The sequence below is a fragment of the Rhodospirillales bacterium genome (assembly GCA_018666775.1).
Classification (GTDB): Bacteria; Pseudomonadota; Alphaproteobacteria; order SMXQ01; family SMXQ01; genus JABIXC01.
This window is the reverse complement of record JABIXC010000003.1, coordinates 1-24320: the sequence shown is the minus strand read 5'-3', so window position 1 is coordinate 24320 and position 24320 is coordinate 1. Positions and strand designations below refer to the sequence as shown.

23 protein-coding genes are annotated in these 24320 nt (G+C 54.1%); 10 read left to right on the top strand and 13 right to left on the bottom strand.

Going from position 1 to position 24320, the window contains the following annotated elements:
• Window positions 1-4: 4 nt before the first annotated feature.
• The 6 genes from cysK to ubiE form a co-directional block, all read right to left on the bottom strand.
• Window positions 5-979 carry a cysteine synthase A gene (gene cysK, locus HOJ08_00680; GenBank protein ID MBT5671950.1) on the bottom strand — a complete coding sequence of 325 codons (975 nt, stop codon included), beginning with the start codon at window positions 977-979 and terminating at the stop codon, window positions 5-7.
• 60 nt (window positions 980-1039) lie between these two features.
• The gene (locus tag HOJ08_00675; GenBank protein ID MBT5671949.1) at window positions 1040-1501 is read right to left on the bottom strand and encodes an Rrf2 family transcriptional regulator; all 462 of its coding nucleotides are present in this window, start codon (window positions 1499-1501) and stop codon (window positions 1040-1042) included.
• Window positions 1498-1986, bottom strand: coding sequence for a dUTP diphosphatase (gene dut, locus HOJ08_00670; protein MBT5671948.1), 489 nt, complete (start codon window positions 1984-1986; stop codon window positions 1498-1500). Before dut ends, HOJ08_00675 begins: the two co-directional genes overlap by 4 nt.
• A complete protein-coding gene (gene coaBC / locus HOJ08_00665; protein ID MBT5671947.1) occupies window positions 1983-3203 on the bottom strand; it encodes a bifunctional phosphopantothenoylcysteine decarboxylase/phosphopantothenate--cysteine ligase CoaBC in 1221 nt (406 codons plus the stop codon). Before coaBC ends, dut begins: the two co-directional genes overlap by 4 nt.
• A 123-nt stretch (window positions 3204-3326) precedes the next feature.
• Window positions 3327-4889 carry a 2-polyprenylphenol 6-hydroxylase gene (gene ubiB / locus HOJ08_00660; protein MBT5671946.1) on the bottom strand — a complete coding sequence of 521 codons (1563 nt, stop codon included), beginning with the start codon at window positions 4887-4889 and terminating at the stop codon, window positions 3327-3329.
• 7 nt (window positions 4890-4896) lie between these two features.
• Window positions 4897-5706: a bifunctional demethylmenaquinone methyltransferase/2-methoxy-6-polyprenyl-1,4-benzoquinol methylase UbiE gene (gene ubiE / locus HOJ08_00655; protein ID MBT5671945.1), complete on the bottom strand. Its 810-nt coding sequence runs from the start codon at window positions 5704-5706 to the stop codon at window positions 4897-4899.
• Window positions 5707-5751: 45 nt separating this feature from the next.
• Between ubiE and mutM the strand changes: the two genes are divergently transcribed.
• The 9 genes from mutM to HOJ08_00610 all read left to right on the top strand — a co-directional run bounded on the left by mutM (window position 5752) and on the right by HOJ08_00610 (window position 16964).
• Complete coding sequence (gene mutM, locus HOJ08_00650; GenBank protein MBT5671944.1) at window positions 5752-6609, top strand: bifunctional DNA-formamidopyrimidine glycosylase/DNA-(apurinic or apyrimidinic site) lyase; 858 nt, start codon at window positions 5752-5754, stop codon at window positions 6607-6609.
• Between the two features lie 156 nt (window positions 6610-6765).
• Window positions 6766-7074, top strand: coding sequence for a hypothetical protein (locus HOJ08_00645; protein ID MBT5671943.1), 309 nt, complete (start codon window positions 6766-6768; stop codon window positions 7072-7074).
• Between the two features lie 164 nt (window positions 7075-7238).
• On the top strand, window positions 7239-7502 hold the full coding sequence (rpsT, locus tag HOJ08_00640) for a 30S ribosomal protein S20 (protein MBT5671942.1): 264 nt from the start codon (window positions 7239-7241) through the stop codon (window positions 7500-7502).
• A 448-nt stretch (window positions 7503-7950) separates the two neighbouring features.
• Window positions 7951-8418, top strand: coding sequence for a rhodanese-like domain-containing protein (locus HOJ08_00635; GenBank protein MBT5671941.1), 468 nt, complete (start codon window positions 7951-7953; stop codon window positions 8416-8418).
• A gap of 9 nt (window positions 8419-8427) precedes the next feature.
• Window positions 8428-9861, top strand: a complete 1434-nt coding sequence (dnaA, locus tag HOJ08_00630; GenBank protein ID MBT5671940.1) for a chromosomal replication initiator protein DnaA — start codon at window positions 8428-8430, stop codon at window positions 9859-9861.
• Between the two features lie 228 nt (window positions 9862-10089).
• Entirely contained in the window at window positions 10090-11202 is a 1113-nt protein-coding gene (locus HOJ08_00625) for a DNA polymerase III subunit beta (protein MBT5671939.1), read from the top strand.
• Window positions 11203-11297: 95 nt separating this feature from the next.
• Complete coding sequence (gene recF / locus HOJ08_00620) at window positions 11298-12452, top strand: DNA replication/repair protein RecF (protein MBT5671938.1); 1155 nt, start codon at window positions 11298-11300, stop codon at window positions 12450-12452.
• Between the two features lie 53 nt (window positions 12453-12505).
• Complete coding sequence (gyrB, locus tag HOJ08_00615; GenBank protein ID MBT5671937.1) at window positions 12506-14986, top strand: DNA topoisomerase (ATP-hydrolyzing) subunit B; 2481 nt, start codon at window positions 12506-12508, stop codon at window positions 14984-14986.
• A 130-nt stretch (window positions 14987-15116) separates the two neighbouring features.
• Window positions 15117-16964 (top strand): PBP1A family penicillin-binding protein, encoded by a 1848-nt coding sequence (locus HOJ08_00610; protein MBT5671936.1) that lies wholly within the window; start codon window positions 15117-15119, stop codon window positions 16962-16964.
• Here HOJ08_00610 and HOJ08_00605 read toward each other — a convergent pair.
• From HOJ08_00605 to cobA, 5 genes are all read right to left on the bottom strand, one after another.
• Entirely contained in the window at window positions 16961-18160 is a 1200-nt protein-coding gene (locus HOJ08_00605) for a multidrug effflux MFS transporter (GenBank protein ID MBT5671935.1), read from the bottom strand. The genes HOJ08_00610 and HOJ08_00605 overlap by 4 nt on opposite strands.
• Window positions 18161-18245: 85 nt before the next feature.
• Entirely contained in the window at window positions 18246-18956 is a 711-nt protein-coding gene (locus HOJ08_00600) for a M48 family metallopeptidase (GenBank protein MBT5671934.1), read from the bottom strand.
• Window positions 18953-19876: a dihydrodipicolinate synthase family protein gene (locus HOJ08_00595; protein ID MBT5671933.1), complete on the bottom strand. Its 924-nt coding sequence runs from the start codon at window positions 19874-19876 to the stop codon at window positions 18953-18955. Before HOJ08_00595 ends, HOJ08_00600 begins: the two co-directional genes overlap by 4 nt.
• A gap of 50 nt (window positions 19877-19926) precedes the next feature.
• Window positions 19927-20376 (bottom strand): YcgN family cysteine cluster protein, encoded by a 450-nt coding sequence (locus HOJ08_00590; GenBank protein ID MBT5671932.1) that lies wholly within the window; start codon window positions 20374-20376, stop codon window positions 19927-19929.
• Entirely contained in the window at window positions 20373-21182 is an 810-nt protein-coding gene (gene cobA / locus HOJ08_00585) for a uroporphyrinogen-III C-methyltransferase (GenBank protein MBT5671931.1), read from the bottom strand. The genes HOJ08_00590 and cobA overlap by 4 nt, the downstream gene beginning before the upstream one ends.
• 181 nt (window positions 21183-21363) lie before the next feature.
• On the opposite strand from cobA, the gene HOJ08_00580 reads away from it, so the two are divergent.
• Window positions 21364-22374, top strand: a complete 1011-nt coding sequence (locus HOJ08_00580; GenBank protein MBT5671930.1) for a hypothetical protein — start codon at window positions 21364-21366, stop codon at window positions 22372-22374.
• A 39-nt stretch (window positions 22375-22413) separates the two neighbouring features.
• On the opposite strand, the gene HOJ08_00575 is transcribed toward HOJ08_00580, so the two are convergent.
• Complete coding sequence (locus tag HOJ08_00575) at window positions 22414-23115, bottom strand: histidine phosphatase family protein (protein MBT5671929.1); 702 nt, start codon at window positions 23113-23115, stop codon at window positions 22414-22416.
• Between the two features lie 10 nt (window positions 23116-23125).
• Complete coding sequence (locus HOJ08_00570; protein ID MBT5671928.1) at window positions 23126-24004, bottom strand: hypothetical protein; 879 nt, start codon at window positions 24002-24004, stop codon at window positions 23126-23128.
• Between the last annotated feature and the right edge of the window lie 316 nt (window positions 24005-24320).

Sequence of the window (24320 nt, the reverse complement as noted above, 5' to 3'; positions counted from 1 at the left end):
TTGTCTAAAGATTATCGAATAATAGAGTTGAAAGATACCGCTCCGCAAAGGATGGGACAATAACGACGATGGATTTCCCCGCATATTCTGCCTTGGCGCCAATTTCAATCGCAGCTGCCAAGGCAGCGCCAGATGAAATACCAACGGGAAGCCCTTCCATCCGGGCCGATTTTCGGGCTGTGGCAAAGGCTGTTTCGTTGCCGATACAAATGATGTCATCGATCAGGGATATATCCAGATTGGCTGGAATAAAGCCCGCCCCTATCCCCTGAATTTTATGGGGCCCGGGCAGGCCGCCAGAAAGAATGGGGCTGTCTTCGGGTTCAACGGCGATCATTTCCAGATCGGGTTTGCGGGCTTTTAAAACACTGCCGATCCCGGTCAAGGTGCCCCCGGTGCCGACGCCACTGATCACCACGTCGACTTCGCCGTCGGTGTCGTTCCAAATTTCTTCAGCCGTGGTATTGCGGTGTATTTCCGGGTTTGCGGGGTTTTCAAATTGCTGAAGGATGACGGAATTTTCCGTGGTTTCGTGGAGTTCTGATGCGCGTTTAAGCGCGCCATTCATGCCCTCTGCGGCTGGGGTCAATTCCAGTTCTGCCCCCATGATCAAAAGCATTTTGCGCCGCTCTAAAGACATGCTTTCGGGCATACAGAGAATCAACCGATAGCCTTTGGCTGCGCAGACAAACGCCAGCGCAATGCCAGTATTGCCAGACGTTGGTTCAATGATGGTTGTCCCGGGCCCGGCCGTGCCATCGCGTTCTGCTGCCTCGACCATGGCCAGACCAATACGATCCTTCACAGACCCTAGGGGATTGAAAAACTCAAGCTTGGCATAAATTTTTGCGGTGCACCCGTCTTCGCGTGACAGGCGTGGCAGGTAAACCAATGGGGTGTCGCCAATGGTTTCAAGAATGGAATTATAAACCCGTCCCCGGCCGATCCCTTTAACGCCTGTATCTGTGTCGTCTGTCATGGTGTTCTCTCTGGCAAAGTGTTTGGGCACCCTGTCCCTGTTTTATGGTTATTTCGTAATTTATATGATGAAGTCCAGCCGGTTGGCAGCTTCACTGTCAATGCCCGCATCATTGGCTTTGCGGCACAATTCTTCGATGGTGACTGTATCCAGGCGGCTGATCATGTCGTCTTGCAGGTCATGCCATAGGGGCCACACGATTTTTTGGCCAAGGGTGGAACCGGGGGCATCTTTGCTGTTTTCTGCCCCATTTTCTGACGTGTTGGCATCGACCACCCGGGCAATATCACCAATGGTGATGCGGCGGCGTTCCCTTGCCAGCCGATAGCCCCCCCGGGGCCCCCGAACGCCAGAAAGAATTTTTGCACGCACCAATTGTTGCAGGACTTGTTCCAGATAGCGTCGCGGAATGCCTTGGCGCGCAGTGATTTCCCTGCTCTGGACTGGCTGACTGCCGGCGTTATAGGCAATGTCTAAAACCGCCTCAATGGCGAACAACAATTTTTTGGGAAGGCGGATCATGAAAGAGGTGCCTCCTTTTTTCCCGATGACTGCTTTTTGATACCGGTTGACCCAAAGCCGCCACTACCCCGTTCGGTGTCGGCAAGGGTTTCGGCCTGTTCCCAAATTGTCCGACTGACCGGGGCGATGACCATCTGGGCAATGCGATCCCCGCGGTTGATGGGAAAGGGGTCCGTGCCCAAATTGATCAGGCTTACTTTTATTTCACCGCGATAATCGGCATCGATGGTTCCGGGTGCATTCAGAACGGTAACCCCGCATTTAACGGCGATGCCCGAACGCGGCCTGATCTGGGCCTCATAGCCATCAGGCAGGGCGATGGCAAACCCCGTGGGAACAAGGGCGCGCGCACCCGCGCTCAGGGTGATGGGACTTTCAATGGCTGCAGCAAGATCAAGCCCGGCGCTGGCATCGGTGGCATAGGCTGGAAGGGGAATGCCCTCAGCATTTGGAAGGCGCGTGATTGCAACCCCGACCTCGTTCATTGGGGAACCGATAAATGTCGGGTGATGGCTTCGGCCAATCGTTCTGCAACGGCTTCCTTGGTCATGGATGGCCAGTTTTCCACACCGGATTCTGTGATCAGGTGAACGGTGTTGTTATCACCACCGAAAACGCCAGTGTCGGGGGAAACGTCATTGGCAACAATCCAGTCGCATCCTTTGCTGGCCCGTTTGGCTTTGCCGCCATCAATCACATCTTTGGTTTCAGCGGCGAACCCAATGACCAGGGCTGGGCGTGTATTGCCAGGCTTGCACGTCATGGCAAGAATGTCGGGGTTTTCCACCAGCTCAATTTTGGGGGTGCCGCCAGCTTTCTTGATTTTATGGGCTTCAGGGGTTTTAACCCGCCAATCGGATACGGCCGCAGCCATGACGGCAATATCAACCGGGCCCAAGGTGGCATCACCGGTGTTGGTCGCAACAACCGCATTCAGCATTTGCTCAGCGGTTTCAGTGCGGATGACGGTGACGCCATTGGGGTCAGGCTCTGTGACGGGCCCTGAGATCAAGGTTGTTTTTGCGCCCAGACGCGCCAGTGCGTTGGCAATGGCGTGGCCTTGTTTCCCCGATGATCGATTGCCAATAAAGCGCACCGGATCAACGGGTTCAAAAGTGGGGCCTGATGTCACCAAGGCACGACGGCCTTTTAAGGGTGCACTTGCTTCAAAGTATCCAATCACGCCATCAAGAATTTCTGTCACGTCGGCCATGCGGCCATCACCCGTTTCGCCACAGGCCAGATCGCCCTTGTTCGGGCCAATGATGATCACACCGCGTTCACCCAGAAGTGCCATGTTGTCGCGGGTTGCCGGATTTTCCCACATGGCAACATTCATGGATGGCGCCACCATGACGGGCTTGTCCGTGGCCAACAGGGCAGTGGTGGCAAGGTCGGTGGCGAGGCCTTGGGCCATGCGGGCAAGAATATTGGCAGTCGCGGGGACCACCAGAACGAGGTCTGCTTCACGGGACAGGCGAATATGGCCCATCTCGCTTTCATCGGTCAGGGAAAACAGGTCGGAATAAACCTTGTCGCCTGTTAGGGCAGAGAGGGAAAGCGGCGTTACAAACTTGCTGCCCGCATCGGTCAGGATGGCGCGCACGCCGGCACCTTGGGCTCGCAATGCACGGACCAGATCAAGGGCCTTGTACGCAGCGATGCCGCCAGACACGATTAAAAGGATGCGCTTATTTCCCAGCACGTTTTGTAGTCCATCTCAATTTACGAAATTTAAGTGTAATATATAAGGCGGCCCGCGTCATCGTGCAACCTTAAAAAACACGCACATAATAACCCAATCGCACTGATGAATGCTTAAGGGCTATTGCTTAAGAAGGGCCGCCAGAATTCCGGCAAGCAGGGCACAAATAATCCAGAGGGGTAAGCGGGATGGCTGGGGGGCGGCAAAATTGCCCTCTAATAGCCGGGACAAGGTGTCGGGATGCAGTTTGTGGCCCTTTTCCGCAAGGACTTCTGCCAGTCGTTCCACATTCGCAACGAATCGGGGCAGGCGTTCAATTCCCTTGATGGCATCCTGGGCGACGTCGGTTATGCGGGCTTCGGGGCCTAATTGTTCTGCCATCCATGTTTCAATCAGAGGTCTGGCCAGTTCCCATATATTCACGTTGGGGTTCAGGGTGCGGCCCACGCCTTCGGCCACCATCATGGTTTTCTGGAGCAACAAAAGCTGGGGTTGCGTTTCCATCTGGAAAGTTTCCGTCACGGCAAACATTTGGCCCAGTAATCTGGCTAGAGAAATTTCGTTCATGGGCAGGCCCAGGATAGGCTCGCCAATGGCTCGGCACGCCTGCATGAAGATATCCCGGGGCTGATCGGCAGGAATGTAGCCGGCACGGAAATGCACATCTGCGACCCGTGCGTAATCCCCATCCAGAAATCCCAACAGCATTTCGCCCAGATATCGCCGCGTGGGGGCATCAAGGCGTCCCATGATGCCGAAATCGACCGCGATTAACCCGCCATCGGGTGCGACGAACAGATTGCCGGGATGCATGTCACCATGGAAAAAACCATCCCGGAACATTTGGCGGAAAAATGCGCAGGCGGCTTTTTGAAGAACGTCTTCAGGATCAATCCCGGCTTGGATCAGGGTTGCGCGTTCATCAATGGGAATGCCGTTGATGCGTTCTAGCGTTAACACCCGCTGGCCTGTGCGTGTCCAGTCAATGGTGGGAACCTTAAAAGTGTCATCCCCTGCAAAATTATCGGCCAATTCAGAAGCGGCCGCCGCTTCAAGACGCAGGTCCATTTCAATGGCAACAATGCCTGCAAAGGTTTTCACAACTTCCCGGGGTTTAAGGCGGCGCAAATCGGGCCGAAACTGTTCTACTTTTTCAGCAATCCAGGCAAACAGGGCCAGATCTTTGGCGAAGGCTTCTTCGATGCCGGGGCGCAGGACTTTTACGGCGACGGCAGCACCTTCGGTTGTGGTGGCAAAATGCACCTGGGCAATGGATGCAGCTGCAACAGGTTCGTCGGTGAAATTTTCATATAGGGTTTCAACAGGTTCCCCCAATTCATGGGTAATTGCCGCCCGCGCGATGGCGCTGGAAAAGGGGGGCAGTTTGTCTTGAAGTGCCGAAAGGTCAGCGGCGATTTCTTCGCCGATCAGGTCGGATCGGGTGGCAAGGGATTGGCCAAATTTAATAAAGCTGGGGCCCAGTTGCGTCAGGGCCGCTGCTAAATGTTGGCCTTGTCGTGTCCCAAGGTCATGGGGTTTGGGAAAAAACCAGGCAATCAGGCCCATGGTTTTAAGCATCCATGGGGCAATGCCAATCTGGATAAGCGGGAACAGCGCGTCATAGCGCGCCAACGTCACAGCAATGTTTAGCAGTCTAGCAAGATTGGTGATGTTTTTGACCATAATGCCCTTAAAGCCGCCAAGCGGAATGAATGGCGGCGATGCCGCCGGTTAGGTTGGTAACGGTGACTTGCTCCAGTCCTGCGTGTTCAATCATGGCCTTAAGCGTTTCCTGGTTGGGGAAACGCCGGATGCTTTCGGCCAGATAGCGATAGGATGTATCGTCACCCGCGACCCACCCACCTATCCGGGGCATAATATGATCTGAATAGCCATCATATAAAGGCTTTAGCAAAGGCCATTTTGGGTGTGAGAATTCAAGACATAGAAAATGCCCCCCCGGTGCCAATACCCGCCGCGCCTCAGCCAGGGCTTGTTCTGGGTTGGTGATGTTGCGCAAGCCGAAGGCAATAATATAGGCATCAACGCTGCTGTCATCCAAAGGCAGGGCCTCACCATTGGCACAGGTAAAATCTATGGTATCGGCCATTTGGGCCTGTTTAACCCGCCCTTGGCCGATTTCCATCATGGCGGGGTTAATGTCCATGACTGAAATATGTCCCCCAGCCTGGCTCATGGCATCTGTTCCAACGCGTTCAGCGATGCGCATGGCCATATCGGCGGTGCCCCCTGCGACATCAACCACCCGCATGGCGGGCCGTGGCATCAGCCTATCAATGGCGGCGGCTTTCCAAATGCGATGGGCCCCCAGACTGGTGATGTCATTCATCAGGTCATATTTTGGGGCAACACTGTCAAAAACCGCGCGCACCCGGGCGACTTTTTCGCCAATGGGGATGTTTTCATCGCCAAACGGGACCGTTTTAGGATTCTCTCTTGGGGCGTGTCCTGGAGGATTTTGTTTAGTTGTGGTCGTCATGGCGGCGACAATAGCCCAAGGGGATGATTTCCGCTACGGTGCGTCATGCCTGAATTACCCGAAGTTGAAACTGTTCGTCTTGGCCTTGCCCCTGCTTTGGAAGGTCAAAAAATCGCCCATGCGGAGGTGCGCCGGAAAGATTTGCGTATTCCATTCCCGAAGGGATTGGCGAAGTGGCTTTTGGGACGCCGCATTGAGGGTCTGAGGCGGCGGGCAAAATATTTGTTGGTTGATTTTGTCGATACCGATGAAATGTTGCTTATTCATCTTGGCATGTCTGGGCACATGACCGTCACCGGCCCCGGGGGCACGAACCAGATGGCCCAATCCAGCCCCCATGATCATGTGGTTATTGAAACAACAAACGGTGCCCGGGTGGTGTTTAACGACCCCAGACGATTTGGCCTTATGACCCTGGTGGATCGGAACAAGGCCCATCTGCACCCCTTGTTGCGTGATCTTGGGCCGGAGCCGCTGGACGCAGTCTTTAACGCCGATCTATTGGTGGACAGGCTGGCTGGCCGGGGGACTGCAATCAAGGCAGCGCTTCTGGATCAACATGTGGTCGCCGGGCTTGGTAATATCTATGTGTGTGAAGCATTGTTCCGGGCGGGTATTTCGCCAAAGCGCAAGGCAGGGAATGTTGGGCCGGTGCGCGCCCGGCGGTTGGTCCATGCCATTAAGGATGTTTTGACCGAAGCCATTGCTTCGGGCGGATCAACACTTAGGGACCATGTTCAGCCAACAGGGGAGCTGGGATATTTCCAGCATAATTTTTCCGTCTATGGGCGTGAAGGCGAAGCCTGTCCCGGGTGCGATTGCGATGGTGTGAAAACAAAAGGTGTGCGGCGGATCAAACAAGGGGGCCGCTCTACTTTTTATTGTCCGTCCCGCCAGCGATGATGGTAGCGTAATTGCATGGTGTCATTTCTAAAAAATAGACGATCTCAGACCTTCGTCCGCAGGCTTCGGTCCACTGTATGTTTTATGGCCGCATGTTTTATTTTAGCATATGGAGTGTCTGGTCTGCTTGCTTATCCTGCATCTAGTGATTCATCTTTGACCCAGCCACGTGCGGCACCTTTTTTGACATCCCTTGACGACATCCCTTTGATGACAGGGTTAACAGAACAGGTGAACGAAGGCGTTGCCTTTGAAACCCCGGCGGGGCGTATCATTGATGCCGAAGTACGGGGCCCGCACGGCGATTTGGGTACCATCCTTTCCTTTTATGATGCGACTTTGGCGTCTTTGGGCTGGCAGATGCTGGGCCATGGGCGCTATTTGCGGGAAGGAGAGGTTTTGCAGATCACCCCATCCCGGTTTGCTTCTGGGGTTAGGGTCCATTTTTCCCTTAGGCCTCAATGACTTTGATAGATGTTCGCATCCTTGAAACGGGGCCTTGACGGACGCGGTGGTGGGGACTATAACCACGCCCTCACGCCCTTTTAGACATGGACTTCTGCTGTGAATTCCGCCGTTTGGGGCAGAAATTAAAGGCCAGATAAAGTAGGCCAGAAAGCAAAGATTTAATGGCTAATATTGATTCAGCCAAGAAGCGCATCCGCCAGACTGCCCGCAAGACAGCGGTCAATCGTAATCGGGTCAGCCGTGTTCGCACTTTCGTAAAGAAAGTGGAAACGGCAATCGCTGCTGGCGACAAAGTTGTTGCGCGTGAAGCGCTTAGGCTGGCTCAGCCGGAAGTTATGCGTGGCGTCACAAAGGGTGTCATGCACAAGGCGACCGCATCCAGAAAAATTTCCAGACTTAATTCAAGAATCAAAGCACTTTCATAAATCCATTTTGGATTTTAAAGTTTTGTGAAGCGCATCCTTCGGGGGGCGTTTTTCTTTTGTGTGTTATTTAAATCATTTGGATAAATTTATTTTGTATTTTAAATTATTTTTGACGTTCCTGTTACGATCACGTTGCATGTCATCGTTCCCACGCGTAGAGTCAAAAATCAGTTCTCCGCACTCTATAAAAAATAATTTCAGAGGAAACCCGAAGCCAGCGCGCAACAACAAAATTGTTTTTTGCGCGGGGTTATTTTTTTCCAAATTTTTCTTTGATTAATATTTTTTTATCTGGTGTGTAACGAAGTTTTTACAGTAGATTTTTTATAATATTTTTTAGACGATGTTTGTTGCGTAAAGTTTCTGGGGTATGTCCCAAGGCGTATTTATAAAAATATCCGACGGCCTTCTTTGTCGTTCCGGAAATAAAAAAATGGGGAGTGCGTAAATGTTGGGGGAAGGTCCCATAACCGGGATTGAGGAAGGTGTTGCGCCAGGAGATGGCTACGCGGGAGATGTTACGCCGCAGCAAGCCTGGAGCATCATCGAGGAATCTGGCAATGCGGTCTTGATTGATTGCCGGACGCAGCCCGAATGGGCTTTCGTTGGTATTCCCGATATCTCTACACTTGGCCGCAAAGCCACGTTTATTCCCTGGCAGGTATTCCCAACGATGCAAATTAATGCCCAATTTGTAGACCAGGTTCGGGCGGGCGGTGCAGAGGAAGACGCGCCGGTTCTCGTGATTTGTCGTTCGGGTTCTCGTTCCCGGTCCGCATCCGTTGCGTTGACGGGGGCTGGGTTTGGGCGTTGTTACAATATCGCTGGTGGATTTGAAGGCGGGTTGGATGGTGATAAGCACCGTGGCGGCAAAGACGGCTGGAAAGCCCAAGGTTTGCCATGGATTCAGGATTAAGGCAGGGAAATGCAGGATAGTTCAAAGCCCGGAAATACACAGTCTAGCAGTGCTGTGTGGGCGCGCGTAAGGGTTAAGCTTGAGGCTGAGTTCGGCGAAGCGGCATTTAAAAGCTGGTTGGGGCCACTTGAATTGGGGTCTCTTGTTGATGGCAATGCTGTGGTCGTCGTGCCGACCCGTTTCATGGGGGATTGGGTCAAACGGCACTATCTTGACCGTATTTCAGTGATTCTTGGCGAAGAACACGATGGCCTGAAAAGCGTTGATGTTGCGGTGCGCCAAGCAAAGGTTGCCGCATCCCATGCGGCCGGTGCCGCCGCACGTGAACCGGCACCTAAGTTTAATGGCATGAGCGCCGGGGGTTCGGCTGTTCGGTCCGTTTCGCAAAGTCAGATCCAGGGGGGGCAGGGCTCTGTCGATATGAGCGCGCCTTTGGACCCGCGGTTTCAATTCGACAATTTTGTGGTTGGTAAATCCAATGAATTTGCCTATGCCGCAGCAAGGCGGGTGGCTGAATCAGATCAGGTGCCGTTTAACCCGTTGTTTCTTTACGGCGGCGTTGGTCTTGGTAAAACGCATCTTATGCACGCCATTGCCTGGCATATTCGCCAACGGGACCCATCGCGTCGGGTGATGTATCTTTCTGCTGAAAAATTCATGTATCAGTTCATTCGTGCGCTGCGCTACCAAGACACCATGTCCTTTAAGGACCAGTTCCGTTCCGTGGACGTCTTGATGATTGATGATGTTCAGTTTATTTCCGGACGGGAAACCACCCAGGAAGAATTTTTCCATACCTTCAATGCCTTGGTGGATCAAAATCGCCAGGTGGTTATTTCTGCTGATAAATCCCCATCGGATCTTGAAGGCATGGAAGAACGCCTGCGCTCGCGTCTGGGTTGGGGCTTGGTGGCCGATATTCACCAGACCGACTATGAACTGCGGCTTTCAATCCTGCAAACCAAGGCCGATGGCATGGGCGTTGATGTCCCCTTAAAGGTTCTGGAATTTCTGGCGCATAAAATTACGTCTAATGTGCGTGAACTGGAAGGTGCGCTGAACCGGGTTGTGGCCCATGCGACCCTTGTTGGCCGTGATATTACGCTGGAAGCGACCCAGGAAGTGCTCCACGATCTTTTGCGTGCCAATGATCGTCGCGTGACCATCGAGGAAATTCAAAAACAGGTTGCAGAGCATTTCAACATTCGAATTGCCGACATGCATTCTGCGCGCCGTGCCCGTGCCGTGGCACGGCCCCGTCAGGTTGCAATGTATCTGGCCAAGCAATTGACCACCCGGTCATTGCCGGAAATTGGCCGTAAATTTGGCGGCAGGGACCACACGACGGTGATGCATGCGGTCCGTAAAATCGAAGAATTACGGTCTTCTGACCAAGGTTTTTCGGAAGACATAGAGCTTTTGCGGCGAATGCTGGAAAGCTGATCCAAAAAGGGGCTATTTCAGCCCCTTTTTCTGGTCTCTTAAACAACGAACATGCCATCCTTTTTCCTTGGGAATATAAGGGCGTTTGCTATACTCATAGCCGGATAGGGTTATGGCGTGCATCTTGTACAAAATAAGATGCATTCTTATCCCTTAAGAGTTGAAAATTGATCCCTGCTGGCAAGTGGTGTCGGGCGGGGCGACCGAAGAAGGCAATATACGCTCGCCATGCAATTTACCATTGAACGTGCTTCTCTGCTTCGCTCTCTTGGCCATGTCCAGAGTGTTGTAGAACGGCGCAACGCCATTCCCATCCTTAACAATGTCCTGATTGAGGCCGCCAACGGCGCGATCAAGCTGACGGCAACGGATATGGAGCTTGCCATTGCGGAATCTGTGCCCGCAGAAGTTGCGACGCCCGGATCCTTGACCGCACCGGCGCACACCTTTTACGACATCGTGCGAAAGCTCCCTGACGGCGCGCAGGTTTCTGTGGAAGAAGGCGACGGCAGGCTTACCCTACGTTCGGGCCGTTCCACATTTCAGTTGGCCTGTTTGCCGCCGGCGGACTTTCCAGCCCTTGGCACTGATGACCAGCCGCACAATTTTTCTTTGTCCGCATCTGCAGCGCGGGCATTGATCGATCACACGCGGTTCGCAATTTCAACTGAGGAAACCCGTTATTATCTTAACGGCATTTATCTTCATGCGGCGGATCAGGATGGGATCAAGGTGCTTCGTGCTGTTGCCACAGATGGCCACAGGATGGCGCGGTTTGATGTGCCTATGCCTGAAGGGGCTGCGGATATCCCGGGGGTTATTGTTCCCCGGAAAATGGTGTCTGAATGGCGCAAGCTGATTGATGAAGCTGAGAGCGATATTGTGGTTGGGTTGTCTGAAGCCAAAATCAACCTGTCTTTCGATGATGTTGTACTGACGTCTAAATTGATTGATGGCACCTTCCCCGATTATCAAAGGGTTATCCCCGATTCAAATGAGCGCCTGTTAGAGGTGGATCGCAAAGATTTTGCCGAAGCGGTTGATCGTGTTTCTACGATCTCTACCGAGAAATCCCGCGCGGTAAAATTGGCCATCGACAAAGGGGTTCTTACCCTGTCGGTCACCAGTCTGGATCAAGGCCAGGCAGAAGAAGAGCTTGAGGTCAGTTTTGATGCCGAGGGGCTAGAGATTGGCTTCAATTCCCGTTACCTGCTGGATATTGCCGAACGGATTGAGGGTGATAAAGCCCGATTCCGGCTGAACGATTCAGCATCCGCTGCCATTGTCAGTGATGTGGACGATGCCAATGCGCTGTATGTCATCATGCCGATGCGTGTCTAGTCTGGGCCATTTATGCCCAATATTTTGATTCTTGAGGAGGCCCGACGCTGAACGTCTCTTCCCTTAAAGCGGTGCTACCCCTCGATGGGGCACCCCTGACCGAACTTGCAGCCCATTTTGCAGTTACCGGCCTCACCCTGACAGCTTTTCGGAATTACGAACGGATGCGCCTTGATCTTGATGGGCGGCCGGTGGTGCTGACCGGGTCCAATGGCGCCGGTAAGACCAATATTTTAGAAGCGATTTCATTTTTGGGGGCTGGACGGGGCCTGCGCAGTGCGCGATTGATAGAGGTTGATCGCCAGGTTTCTGGGGCATCTATTGCCCCTTGGGCGGTGGCGGCCGTGTTGGAAAACCCCATGGGACGGTTCGAGGTGGGCACCGGGAGAGATGGCCAAAGTCTGGCATCGCGGCGCATTGTGCGCATTGATGGAAAACCACAGTCCGGTCCGGCGGCGCTGGCTGAACGGGTGCCGGTTTTGTGGCTGACCCCGGCACAGGATCGCTTGTTTCATGACCAACCGGGATCGCGCAGGCGATTTTTGGATAAACTGGTCGCCGTGCTGGACCCGGCCCATGCGACGCGCATCAGCGAGTATGAAAAAAGTATGCGCGAACGCGCGCGCCTTCTTCGTGATGGCCGCCTGAATGGTGGTGCAGATGCGTCTTGGCTGACAGCCCTTGAACATACCATGGCCACCAGTGGCATTGCCATCGCGGCTGCGCGTCAATTGGCAGCAGCAGATTTAACCCAGGCGGCAGATTCTGGCATTGGCCCGTTTCCAGCAGCGCTTATCGCCGTTGTAGGTGAAACGGAGACCTGGCTTGATGAAGGCCCTGCCCTTGCGGCCGAAGAACGATTGGCGAAAGCTTTGGCAGACTGCCGCCAGCGCGATGGCGAACATGGCGGTGCGGGGGTTGGCCCACACCGGTCAGATATGGTGGTTGAACACCGCGATCGCGCACTGGGCGCCGCACAATTATCCACGGGCGAACAAAAGACCCTGTTGATTTCAATTATTCTGGGTGCAGCAAGGCTTCAGGCGACGTTGCGGGGGTTTGCACCGATTATCTTGCTGGATGAAGTAGCAGCCCATTTGGATGACACCTATCGCCAAGCCCTCTATCAGGAAATTGCGGCCCTGGGTGCGCAGGCGTGGATGACGGGGGTGGACGCTGACCTGTTTTCTGGGCTCGGTGATGCCGCCCAATTTTTCAAGGTTGATGATGGTGCGCTGAAGGCGCCCTGACGGTATGCGTTGATTGTGTGACGTGGTGTAAAAGTATTTAAAACGGCAAAGGTATGAAGATGGCGGAAGAATCCAATCCCGATAAAGAACTGAGCGAAATTGAAAGCGCCGATGAATATGGCGCTGATTCCATCAAGGTCCTGCGCGGCCTTGAGGCGGTGCGCAAACGCCCGGGCATGTATATCGGCGATACGGACGATGGCACCGGATTGCATCACATGGTCTATGAGGTGGTGGACAATTCCATCGATGAGGCCATGGCCGGGTTTTGCACCCGCATTAATGTGTGCCTGAATGTCGATGGCTCCGTCACGGTTTCTGATGATGGCCGGGGGATTCCGGTTGAGATTCATGAAGAAGAAGGCATCTCTGCCGCCGAAGTGATCATGACCCAGCTTCATGCCGGGGGTAAATTTGACCAGAACAGCTACAAGATATCCGGTGGGTTGCATGGGGTTGGCATCTCCGTGGTGAACGCCCTGTCATCGTTGTTGGAACTTTGTATTTGTCGCGATGGCAAGGAACACAAGATGCAGTTCCGCGATGGTGATACGGTTGCCCCCTTAAAAGAAACCGGCACGGCACCCCTTGGTGAAGATGGCACCCCACGCAGTGGTACTGAGGTAACGTTTCATCCATCGGCCGAGGTGTTTTCCGATAACATCCGGTTTGAACATGACATTTTGCGTTCCCGGCTGAGGGAGCTGGCCTTTCTGAACTCTGGCATTGCCATTGTTTTGACGGACAACCGCGAAGTAGAGCCCATCACTGAAGAAATGCTTTATGACGGCGGGCTGAAGGCCTATGTGGAATATATTGATCGTTCCAAAACGGCGATCCATTCACCGCCCATTTCCCTAACCGATGAGCGCAATGGCATCGTTGTCGAAGTCGCCATGCAATGGACCGATGCCTATCACGAAAACATGCTGTGTTTTACCAACAACATTCCCCAGCGCGATGGTGGCACCCATTTGGCCGGGTTCCGTGGCGCGCTGACGCGAACCATTAATGCGTTTGCGTCATCTTCTGCGCTGGCCAAGAAAGACCGGATGCAATTGACCGGCGAAGACGCCCGCGAAGGGCTGACATGCGTGTTATCGGTTAAGGTTCCGGATCCTAAATTTTCATCCCAGACCAAGGAAAAACTGGTTTCATCTGAAGTCCGCCCCGTTGTGGAAAGCATTGTCGGTGATCGTCTCAGCCAATGGTTCGAAGAACACCCCAATGAAGGCAAACGCATCATGGCCAAGGCATCGGAAGCGGCTGCTGCGCGCGAAGCCGCCCGTAAAGCGCGGGAATTGACCCGGCGCAAGGGTGCTTTGGATATATCTTCTCTGCCGGGTAAATTGGCAGATTGTCAGGCGCGTGATCCGGCCGTTGCCGAAATATTCATCGTCGAAGGGGATTCCGCCGGGGGCTCTGCGAAACAGGGCCGCAATCGGGCCAATCAGGCGATCCTGCCGTTGCGGGGTAAAATTCTGAATGTGGAACGTGCCCGTTTTGACAAAATGCTGTCATCAGTAGAAATTGGCACCTTGATTACGGCGCTCGGTGCAGGGATCGGGGCTGATGATTTCAATATAGAAAAGCTGCGCTATCACAAGGTCATCATCATGACCGATGCTGATGTTGATGGGGCCCATATTCGCACGTTATTGCTGACTTTCTTCTATCGCCAAATGCCGGCGTTGATTGAACGGGGGTATCTCTATATTGCCCAACCGCCCCTGTATCGGTCGAAACGAGGCAATTCAGAAGTGTATCTGAAAGATGATCGCGCCCTTGAAGATTATCTCATCGGTGCCGGGATTGAAGATGCCGTTCTGACCCTTCATGACGGCCAGCAATTGGCCGGCGATGATCTGGCGGCAGTTCTGGATGATGCCCGGGTGGCACGCAACCTTTTGGCGCCTCTGGCCCGAAGGGTTGGCTCTTTGGCGTTGGTGGAACAGGCAGGTATTCTGGGCGCATTCAACCCGGATGTTTTTGCGGATGCAAAAAATGCCGAAACCGTTGCAGAATTTACAGCAAGACGTCTGGATGGCATTGTTTCCGCCCTAGAACGCGGCTGGTCTTCAAATATTGAAACCGATGGCACCATGTCTTTTGAACGCATTCTGCGGGGCGTGCCGGAACGGCTCAAGATCGATGCCAAGGTGATCTCCATGGTAGAGGCAAGCAAGCTTGATGCTATGGCTGGAAAATTGCAGCAGATTTATGCCCGTCAATCCACGCTGGTGCGCAAAGAAGTGATCACCGACATTACCGGGCCCACCGGCTTGGTGAATGCGGTCATGGACGTTGGCCGCAAGGGCATGGCAATTCAGCGATATAAAGGTCTTGGTGAAATGAACCCGGAACAGCTTTGGGAAACCACGTTGGACCCCGATGCGCGGACCCTGCTTCAGGTTCGGATCAGCCATGCCGAGGCTCAGGAAGATATTTTTTCCACATTGATGGGTGACGTCGTGGAGCCCCGGCGTGAATTTATTCAGACCCATGCGCTGGAAGTGGCCAATCTCGACGTTTAATCCTCTTGCTTGATAATCGGCATCGGTGATGGCAAAAAAACCTCCTTCTAAATCCCCCAAAAAACCCGCTGGTAAAAAGCCCACTGGTAAAAAGGGAGCAAAGCCTCCCCCCAAACGGGGGGTATTTCGCGTGTTGGTGAAATGGGCATTGGTGGCAGGGATTTGGGGGGCCATTGCGGTCTCATCCCTGATTGCCTGGTACGCCTATGATCTGGGGCCAGTGACCGGGTCTATTCCAAAACTGGAACGCCGCCCATCGGTGACACTGTTGGCAGCAGACGGCACACCCTTTGCCCGGTTTGGCGAGGCCCGCGCCCGGCCCATCGTTGTTTCAAAGTTGCCAAAACATGTGCCCCAGGCCGTGGTCGCCGTGGAAGACGCCCGCTTTTATTCCCATTTCGGCGTGGACTTAATCGGCCTTGCCCGTGCGGTGGTGGTCAATCTATGGGCAGGCAGAATCAAGCAAGGTGGCTCTACCATTACCCAGCAGCTTGCGAAGAATTTGTTTCTGGGCCCAGAGCGTGTTTTCAAGCGAAAAATTCAGGAACTGGTGTTGGCCCTGTGGTTAGAGCATCACCTGAGCAAGGATGAAATCCTGTCGCTTTACCTTAACCGGGTCTATCTGGGGGCGGGTAATTTCGGGATTGCGGCGGCGGCGCGCAGTTATTTTAACAAGCCCGCAAAAGACCTGCAGCTAAACGAAGCAGCAATGCTGGCGGGGCTTTTAAAGGCACCGTCGCGTTATGCGCCCAACCGTCATCGGGGCCGTGCCACACGGCGCGCCGCGGTGGTGCTTGATCGTATGGTGGCAGCGGGGTTTATCACCCCCGCCCAGGCCCGGGTGGTGAAGCTCAACCCGGCCCGGCTGGGTCGTCAATCGGCACGGGTTGGGCGCTATTATGCCGACTGGGCATTGAATCAGGCGCGGGGCTATGTGGGTTCAGCCAAGGGGGATCTTGTGGTCCAGACCACCCTTGATTTGCGGCTTCAGCGCGCCGCTGAACGGGCAGTTCAAAAGCTGATGGCTGGCCCGGCGAAGGGGCGCAATGTTGGTCAGGCCGCCCTTGTGATCATGGCCCCCAATGGGGCGGTCAAGGCCATGGTTGGGGGAAAAAATTACGGAAAAAGTCAGTTTAACCGGGCCACTCAGGCGCTTCGCCAACCGGGGTCCTCTTTTAAACCCTTTGTCTATCTGGCCGGTCTGGAATCGGGGTTAACGCCAAAATCCATCATCAAGGATGCCCCGGTTCGGATGGGCAGTTTTGCGCCGCGAAATTACAATGGGAAATTTTATGGCCCGGTTACCCTGACCGATGGGCTTGTTAAATCGCTGAACACTGTGGCGGTGCGGGTCCTGCAACATGCCGGTGTTGATCGGGTTATTCGCCGCGCCCGAAGGTTGGGCATAACATCAAAACTTCGCCGCGAAGGCGGCCTTGCTTTGGGGGCATCTGAAGTTAGCCTGATTGAACTGGTTGGGGCATATGCCCCGTTTGCCAATGGCGGAAATGGTGTTTTTATTCATGGCGTTACGCGGGTCAAAGATACAAGTGGCAAGACACGCTATGTGCGGTCCGGGTCCGGGCCGGGCCGACGTATAGAACCCGGCATGTTGGCCGATATGAATAAGATGATGACGGCAGTGATGGAACGGGGAACCGGGCATCGGGGGCGTTTTGGTCACCCAATCGGGGGCAAGACCGGAACCACCCAAGATTACCGGGATGCGTGGTTTGTTGGCTACAGCGCCAATTATGTGGCTGGGGTGTGGCTTGGCAATGACAATGGAAAATCAATGAAGCGGGTCACCGGCGGCAGCCTGCCCGCCAAGATTTGGCGCGATGTGATGGTTGAGGCCCATGAAGGCAAGCCAGCCATTCCCCTTCCGGGGGCAAAAGGGGGAAGTTTTTGGGGCCGTTTATTTGGCAATTCTGACCCGGCCCCTGATCGGGATGCGTATCCGTCTGATTCTGATTAAGCCCCGGACGGGGTCCGGGGAACGATCACGATTAGGGCCAGAACTGCGATGACGGTCCCTGAGAAAACACAGGCCACCATGGGCACGGCACTGTCGGTGCTGAGCGCCCCAAGACTTGCCACCATGGCGCCGCCGCTTGCTTGTTGGAAAAATCCGATCAAAGCGGCTGATGACCCCGCTTTGTCTGGAAATGGTGCCATGGCCCCGGCCAGAGAGTTGGGCAGGGCAAGCCCAACACCGATCATGAATATAAATTGCGGGATGATGAGGATCAAAACCCCAAGGGGTGCCAGCAGCGTCAAGGCCAACATGGTGGCGCTGGCGCATAGGCAGATCATCATGCCAATCCAGACCAGCCGCTGATAGCCAATGGTCAGGGTGATCTTCATGGACAAAACAGTGCCGACCAAATACCCGCCAATCACGGTCATGAACAACACACCATAGGCTTCGGGCCCATACCCCAGCAATTTAATGAAAACAAAGGACGATCCGGAATGGAATCCGAACATCGCTGCAAAAACAGCAGAAAAGACAAGGGTGTAGCCTAAAAAGGTCCGGTTTTTAAGCAATGCAGCGGTATTGGTCATCAGGCGCGTGGGGCGCAGCGCTTCGGGGTCCAGGCGCTTTAGACTCTCATTCAGGCCAAAAAACACGGCCAAAACCAAGATGGTGCTGAACCCCGTCAACACGGCAAAGATGGATCGCCAGCCTAGCCATGCCTGTAACACCCCGCCGATCAGCGGGGCAAAGGCAGGGGTGATGGTAAAAACGGCAGCAATCAGGGAAAGAACTTTTGCGGCCTCATTGGGGGTATAGATGTCGCGCACAATGGCCCGGGCCAAAACCTGGGCGGAAGCAGCGGCCAACCCTTGAAGCAGGCGGGCAATGATCAGGGTTTCAATGTTGGGTGCCAGATAACAGGCAAGGGAGGTGGCCGTATAAAGCAACGTGCCCACCAACAACACCGGGCGGCGACCAAAGCGGTCTGACACGGCGCCATAGAACAATTGCCCCACTGCAAAGCCAAAGGAAAACAGGGCAACGGTCATCAGCACGATCCCGCCGGCAACGCCGAATACTTCGGCCATAGCAGGAAGGGCGGGCAGGGTCATGTTAATGGACATCGCCCCGATGGCGATCAGCGCCGTCAGAAGCAGGGTCATGGAAAGGGATTCAGGCCGGAGACGGGACATAAGAAAAAACCCGCGCTATTGCGCGATGTAACCAATTTTGGGTGCAGCAATGCGCTCAGCCATAGCGCACTTGGGCGAGGTGCGCTCAGCCATAGCGCAACAGCCCGGTGCCTTCTTCGGTCAGCCAGTCCCGGGCTTCGTCAACATTTTCGGTCAGGCTGCGGACGATTTTTTCAAACTGTTTGCCGTGGTTCAATTCTTCCAGATGGGCGACCTCATGGGCGACAACGTATTCAAGGACGATCTTGGGCGCCATAATCAGGCGCCATGAAAAATTAATCCGCCCCGTCTCAGAACAGCTGCCCCAACGGGACCGGGGATCGTTTAGACGGATTGGTGGCGGGGGGCGGCCAATTTTTTCAGCCTTGCTGGCACTTAAGGTTGCCATCAATTGCTGCGCTTCGTGCCGGAGCCATCCCCGCACGCTGTCGGCCATTTTATGTTCGGGGCCTGGAACGTAGAGAATATTTTGATCAAAAATGGGCGCGGCACCGGCCAATGGAAAATAGCGAATACACAGTTTTTCGCCCTGAAATGGAATCAGGGATTCATCAGCAAATGGGGTGAGCGGGGGCAGTGAATCAAGGCGTCGAATAAACCAATCGCTTTTTTCACGAGCAAATTTAATGCCTGATGTATAGGACACGCTGCGCGGCAGGGTCAGGAGGACGCAGTCCGCTTTGGCATCAATGCGCAAAATCATATGCCGTGCTTTGCGGTGATGATGGGAGCGCAGGCATATTTTTCGCCCATCTATGTTCAAGACATCTTCGCGCGCGGGTTTGGCATTGCTCATGACAGTACCACCCCGCCGGATTTGGCATGGGCCATAAAGGCATCGATGCCATCATCAGTGATTGGCACCATGGGGGGCACCACCTGTGCCCATCGGGGCAGGTTTAAATGTCGCGCCAAAAGCAGTTTCATGGCTGGAATCATGGAAATGCCATCAAAAACATCGCGCAAGGCAGATACTTTTTCCTGGGCCTTAAAGGCAGCAGGGCTTGCGCCGGATTTTTCCCATTCGCTATACAGTGCGGCAATGGCAGGGGCGGTAATATTGGCACCTGCCGCAATGCAGCCCTTTCCGCCAGCTTCTAATATGTCCAAAAGCAGTCTTTCTGTGCCGGAATAGATGCTGAGTTCAGGATAGTCCCGTGCCAACCCCACCATGTTTTCAACAGATGCGGATGAATCTTTTAGTCCGGCAATGGTGTCAGGCCAGGTCTTGATCAAACGGTCAATAACGTTGCGCGTGATGGGCACCGCAGAGGTTTGAGGGAAGTTATAGAGATAAAGCCTGAGGGCGGGGTTATCGACGCGGGTGATGATTTCGTCATAAGCCGCATAAAGGCCATCGTCGCTGATATTTTTAAAATAAAAGGGCGGCACCACCAGACATCCCACGCAGCCAAGGCTTGTTGCATGTGCCGTCAGGGTGATGGCATCGTCAAGGGCGGCAGCCCCTGTTCCGACAATAAGGCGATCTGGCGGGATGCCCTGATCGATAACGCCTTCTAAAAGGCGCATGCGCTCAGATGCCGAAAATGAAAATGCTTCTCCTGTGGTGCCCAAAAGCCCAATGCCATTGCACCCATTGGCCAAAAGCCAATGGCAGTGATCGGCGGTCAGTTTAGAATCCGGGGAAAAATTTTCATCCAGCGCAGTCAGTGCCGCAGCAAGGACGCCTTTAATGGGGGCAGCGTTATCAACCATGTTCTGAGTGTACCTGATCGGGGGCATTTGAAAAGCCATCAGGTGAAAAGTTATTCAGGCCATTTGACAATGTAGTCATCAAGTTCGTCTCCGGCTTCTTCTTCGTCGACGGTTTTTCCCTTCACAGAGATGCCGGCACGATGGACGGATTGTGGATCACCAGATACCAAAGGGTGCCAATCTTCCAAATCTTTGCCTTCATGAATCAATCGATACGCACAGGTGCTGGGCAGCCACGGAAAGCCCGGCACCATTGCCGGGCGCAGAACGATGCAATCGGATACTTCTTCTTTGCGCCGATCATAAAATTTGCATTGGCAGGTTTTGGAATCCAGGCCACGACATGCGACAGAGGTGTATGAGACTTCTGCGGTATCCCAGTCCTCAAGCTTTAAAAGGCAGCATTTTCCACAGCCATCACAAAGGGATTCCCATTCGTCGCGGGTCATTTCCGTCAGGGTCTTGCGTTTCCAAAAGGGGATGTCTGTTTTTTCCGTCATGGGATGTTTTGCCCATTTCCAAGCGCCCCAATCCAATCAAGGGGTGCGCGCAACCCGACATTGGCACCAATAACCACGACGGCGGGTGGCAACATTACCGCTTTTTGGATGTCGGCGGCGGCATTGATCAGGGTTGTATCCAGAACCTTTTGATTGGCCAGGGTGGCATTGCTGATGACACAAACCGGTTCATCCGTATCGCGCCCGGCATCCATCAAGAGCTTGGCAATGTGTTCAATATGGCCAAGGGCCATATAAAGCACCAAAACCTGCGCAGATTTTGCCAGCGCCTCCCAATTCAGATTGTCTGGCACATGGCCATCACTGGCATGGCCGGTGATAAAGGTGATGGCGGTATTGGTGTCGCGATGGGTTGCTGGAATGCCGGCATAGGCCAGCCCCCCGATCCCCGCCGTGATCCCCGGCACCATGCGAAAGGGGACCGATGCCTGGGCCAGGGTCTGTGCTTCTTCACCACCGCGGCCAAAAATGCAGGGGTCTCCGCCTTTAAGCCGCAACACACGCCGCCCGTCCTTTGCCAGTTCCACCAGTTTCCGGGAAATATCTTGTTGATCGGCAGATGGCCGCCCCCCCCGTTTTCCGGCAAAGACCCGTTCTGTCTCAGGTGAGGCCAAAGCCAAAACCGCATCACTGACCAACGCATCGTAAACGATCACATCGGCGGACCGCAGGGCGGCCAAGCCCAAAAGGGTCAAAAGACCCGGGTCCCCGGGCCCGGCCCCAACCAGCCACACCCAGCCGGGCTCAATCTGGGGCAAGGCCAGATCATCGGTTTCGTGTTCCATGTCTTTGGGATGCTTTTCGGGCATGTGTGTTTCCGGTGTTGAATTTAACGAAAATTCCCGGCCAGCCTATGACAGGGTTGAAGAAAGGGCAATCATCGAAGGGGGCAAATGATCCAAGTGGGTTTACCCACATCGTCCAAGTGGGTAGTTTGGGTGAAAATATCGCGTATAGGTTGGAAAAATGCTCGACTATTCACCGCTCATCGGGATTTCCGGCGGCACATCCCTGCTTCTTTTGCTGGCCGCCCTGGCCCTTGATTTCGTGGTGAGCGTACCAGGGTTTTCATTGGGCCCAAAATCCTGGAATTCACCCCACCGTGGGGTAGGCAGCATTTTTATTTGGCTTGAAAAAAAGCTTAACCGGGAAAATCGATCAGAAGCCAACCGCGTTGTTCGGGGTGCCATTGTTGCGTTGATTGCCCTGAGCTTCAGCATTGGGGTCGGGTTAGGCCTTTGGTGGATTGCCCACCATGTTCCATATGGGTGGGGTCTGGAATTTCTGCTGCTCTTTCTGGTTGTTGGCCAAAGGCGGGTTTTGTTCCCGTTGCGCCGTGTGGGGCGTGAATTGCATAAATCTGGCCCAGATGTTGCGCGCGAAATTTTTGCCGGGTTGTGGCCGGGCTACGATCGTGAAATGGATAAATACGGCTGCGTTCGCTTTGCCATCGAAGAAGGGACATTGGCATTTGGTCGATCTGTGATCGGGCCGGTGTTCTGGTTTGTTCTTTTAGGCCTGCCGGGATTGGTGGTTTACTGGTCCGTCTGTGTTATGGCCGGGGCGCTGAATTCTATTGGTGGCCGGGCCGAAGCCTTCTCTATGGCAGCCGCCCGGCTGGATGGCGTTTTCCATTTTTTCCCGTCACGCATTGCGGCCATCTTGTTATTGGTTGCGGGATTTTTTGTGCCCCATGCGAGCCTTAAAAAGGGTCTTTCGGTGATGTTAACCGATGGCAGCCGCCACCCGGCATTTGCCGGGGGATGGATTCTGGGGGTGACGGCCGGAATATTGGGGCTGGCGCTCTGTGGGCCATCCAGCCGTTATGCGGGCGTGCTTCAAAACAACTGGATTGGGGATGGGCGCGCGCGTGCCGGGTATGACGACATTCGGCGCGCCTTATATCTTTCTATTGTTGGCTGTTTGGTCCATGCCAGCATTGTGGCTGGATTGCTGTTGTTCAGGCTTGTGGTTTAACCCATCAAAATTTAACCCACCAAAATTTAACACATACGTTTAACCGCGAGGATGCATGATCTTGGGCACCCCGGGCGTTGGGCTGTGGTTGACGACGCCAATGCGCCAGGGCTGAACGGACCCAGAAGGTGGGTTGTCGCCGGGCAAGATGTGATCAATCCGGGTGAGCGACAGGGTATCGATTTGAAAATTCAAGGCGGCATCCGGGTCAAGGCCAAGGGCCACGGCCAATGCGGCGCGAATGGATCCGCCATGGGCAAATGCGATAATGTCGCTGCCTTCATGGGTGCGGTTTAATTGGTCTGTTATGCATTGGACCCGGTTTATAACGGCAGCAAAACTCTCGCCTGCGGGCGGTTGGGCTCTCGCCGGAGCTTTCCAGAAATCATCAAATCCATCACCTAAATGGGCTTTTAATTCGTTATAGGTCATGCCTTGCCAGTCGCCGAAGTTTTGTTCAGCGAGTTCTGGATGGGTCAAAAGTTCAGGGGCGTTATGTCCGCGCGCTTTGAAATGGGGGATAATTGCCTGGGCGGTTTGATGGGTGCGCTTTAGGTGCGATGCGACCCAGACCCCATCACTGGGAAGATGTTTCGCCAGTTGTTTAAAATCATCTGTATCCGACACGATGGCATCGATGTCGCTTTGACCGTATAGGCGTCGTTCCGGGTTATCGACGGGGGCGTGTCTGATCCACCACCACCTGGTCGTTTTTGTTTTGGTGGTCGTTTTAGGGCTCATGGGCGCGGCATCAGATCAGGGCAACAATGGCCAGCAGCATGCCCAGTTCCGCGCCTTGCTGAATGGCACCAAGGGTGTCGCCGGTTATCCCGCCAAATTTTTCACGGGCAAACCAGAAAAATTTAAACGCGCCTAAGGCCCCAACCGCAAGGGCGACAATGCCAACAACGGGTTTTAGGAAAAACAGCGCAATGGCGGCACCCAGCATGATGGTTAGAATCATCTGGTTCCAATCGGGACGTCCGGCCATTGCCGTAAAGCCGGTTTTTTTAGCGGGGGGCAAATAATGAAGGGCAACGGCCATAACGGCCCAGGATGCCGCACAGGATGCCCCAAGGGCCGCCGTTACGGCGCCCGGAGAGGCAATCAGGGCGATTGCTGCAACACGAACAGAAAACGAAATTACCAAAACAATGGTGCCGTAACTGCCAAATTGTTCGGCTTTAAGATTGCTTAGGTGCTGTGTTTTTGAACCCCCCGCGACCAAGGCATCCGCCATGCGGGCAAGCCCGCCTTCGCTGGAAGCGCCGCCGCAATAAATCATCGTGCTAACGGCTAAAATTGCGGCAAGCACGGGCGGTAAATTCAGGCCATTCAGCAAGGCATAAATCAGGGCGGAAAACAGCCCAACCCCTAAGCCGACGATGGGGAACCCCCGCACCATGCGGCCCAATTGTCCCTTTTTGGGCTTGGCCGGTTTCACCCCGATCATCAAAAGGGGTGGGGCAATCAGGGCCATTGCGGAAACAGTGACCGCCTCGGACCAGCCAGAAAGCGTGCCAACAATATCGATGCCCCCTAAAGCCCCAATATCGCGATCTGTATCGCGATCTGTATCACCATCTGTCGGTTTCTTGCGCCCGGGGCCTTTTTTTGCGGCTTTGGCCATTTATATATGCCTGCTTCAGTTTATGTGTTGGCCATAGACTAGGCCGTTATGTCCAATGTTTCCATGGTTTTGCCGCGAAAACAGGCGTTTAATCCTATTTTTGAAAACAGGGATTTATCGTCCCTATCTTGTTCATCCATTGTTATGACATCAACAAGTTCTTATATGTATGGGTGTGTCCGTCGTCATATAAAATGGAACATCTGGCGGCCTGATCTAAGAGAGGGTCTGGCCCATCTGGTTGATCATATTAAGCGGCGTATTTGCGGTATTGCAAGCGCCGGGTTTCCATGGTTTTCCGTTTGATCCTTTCCCT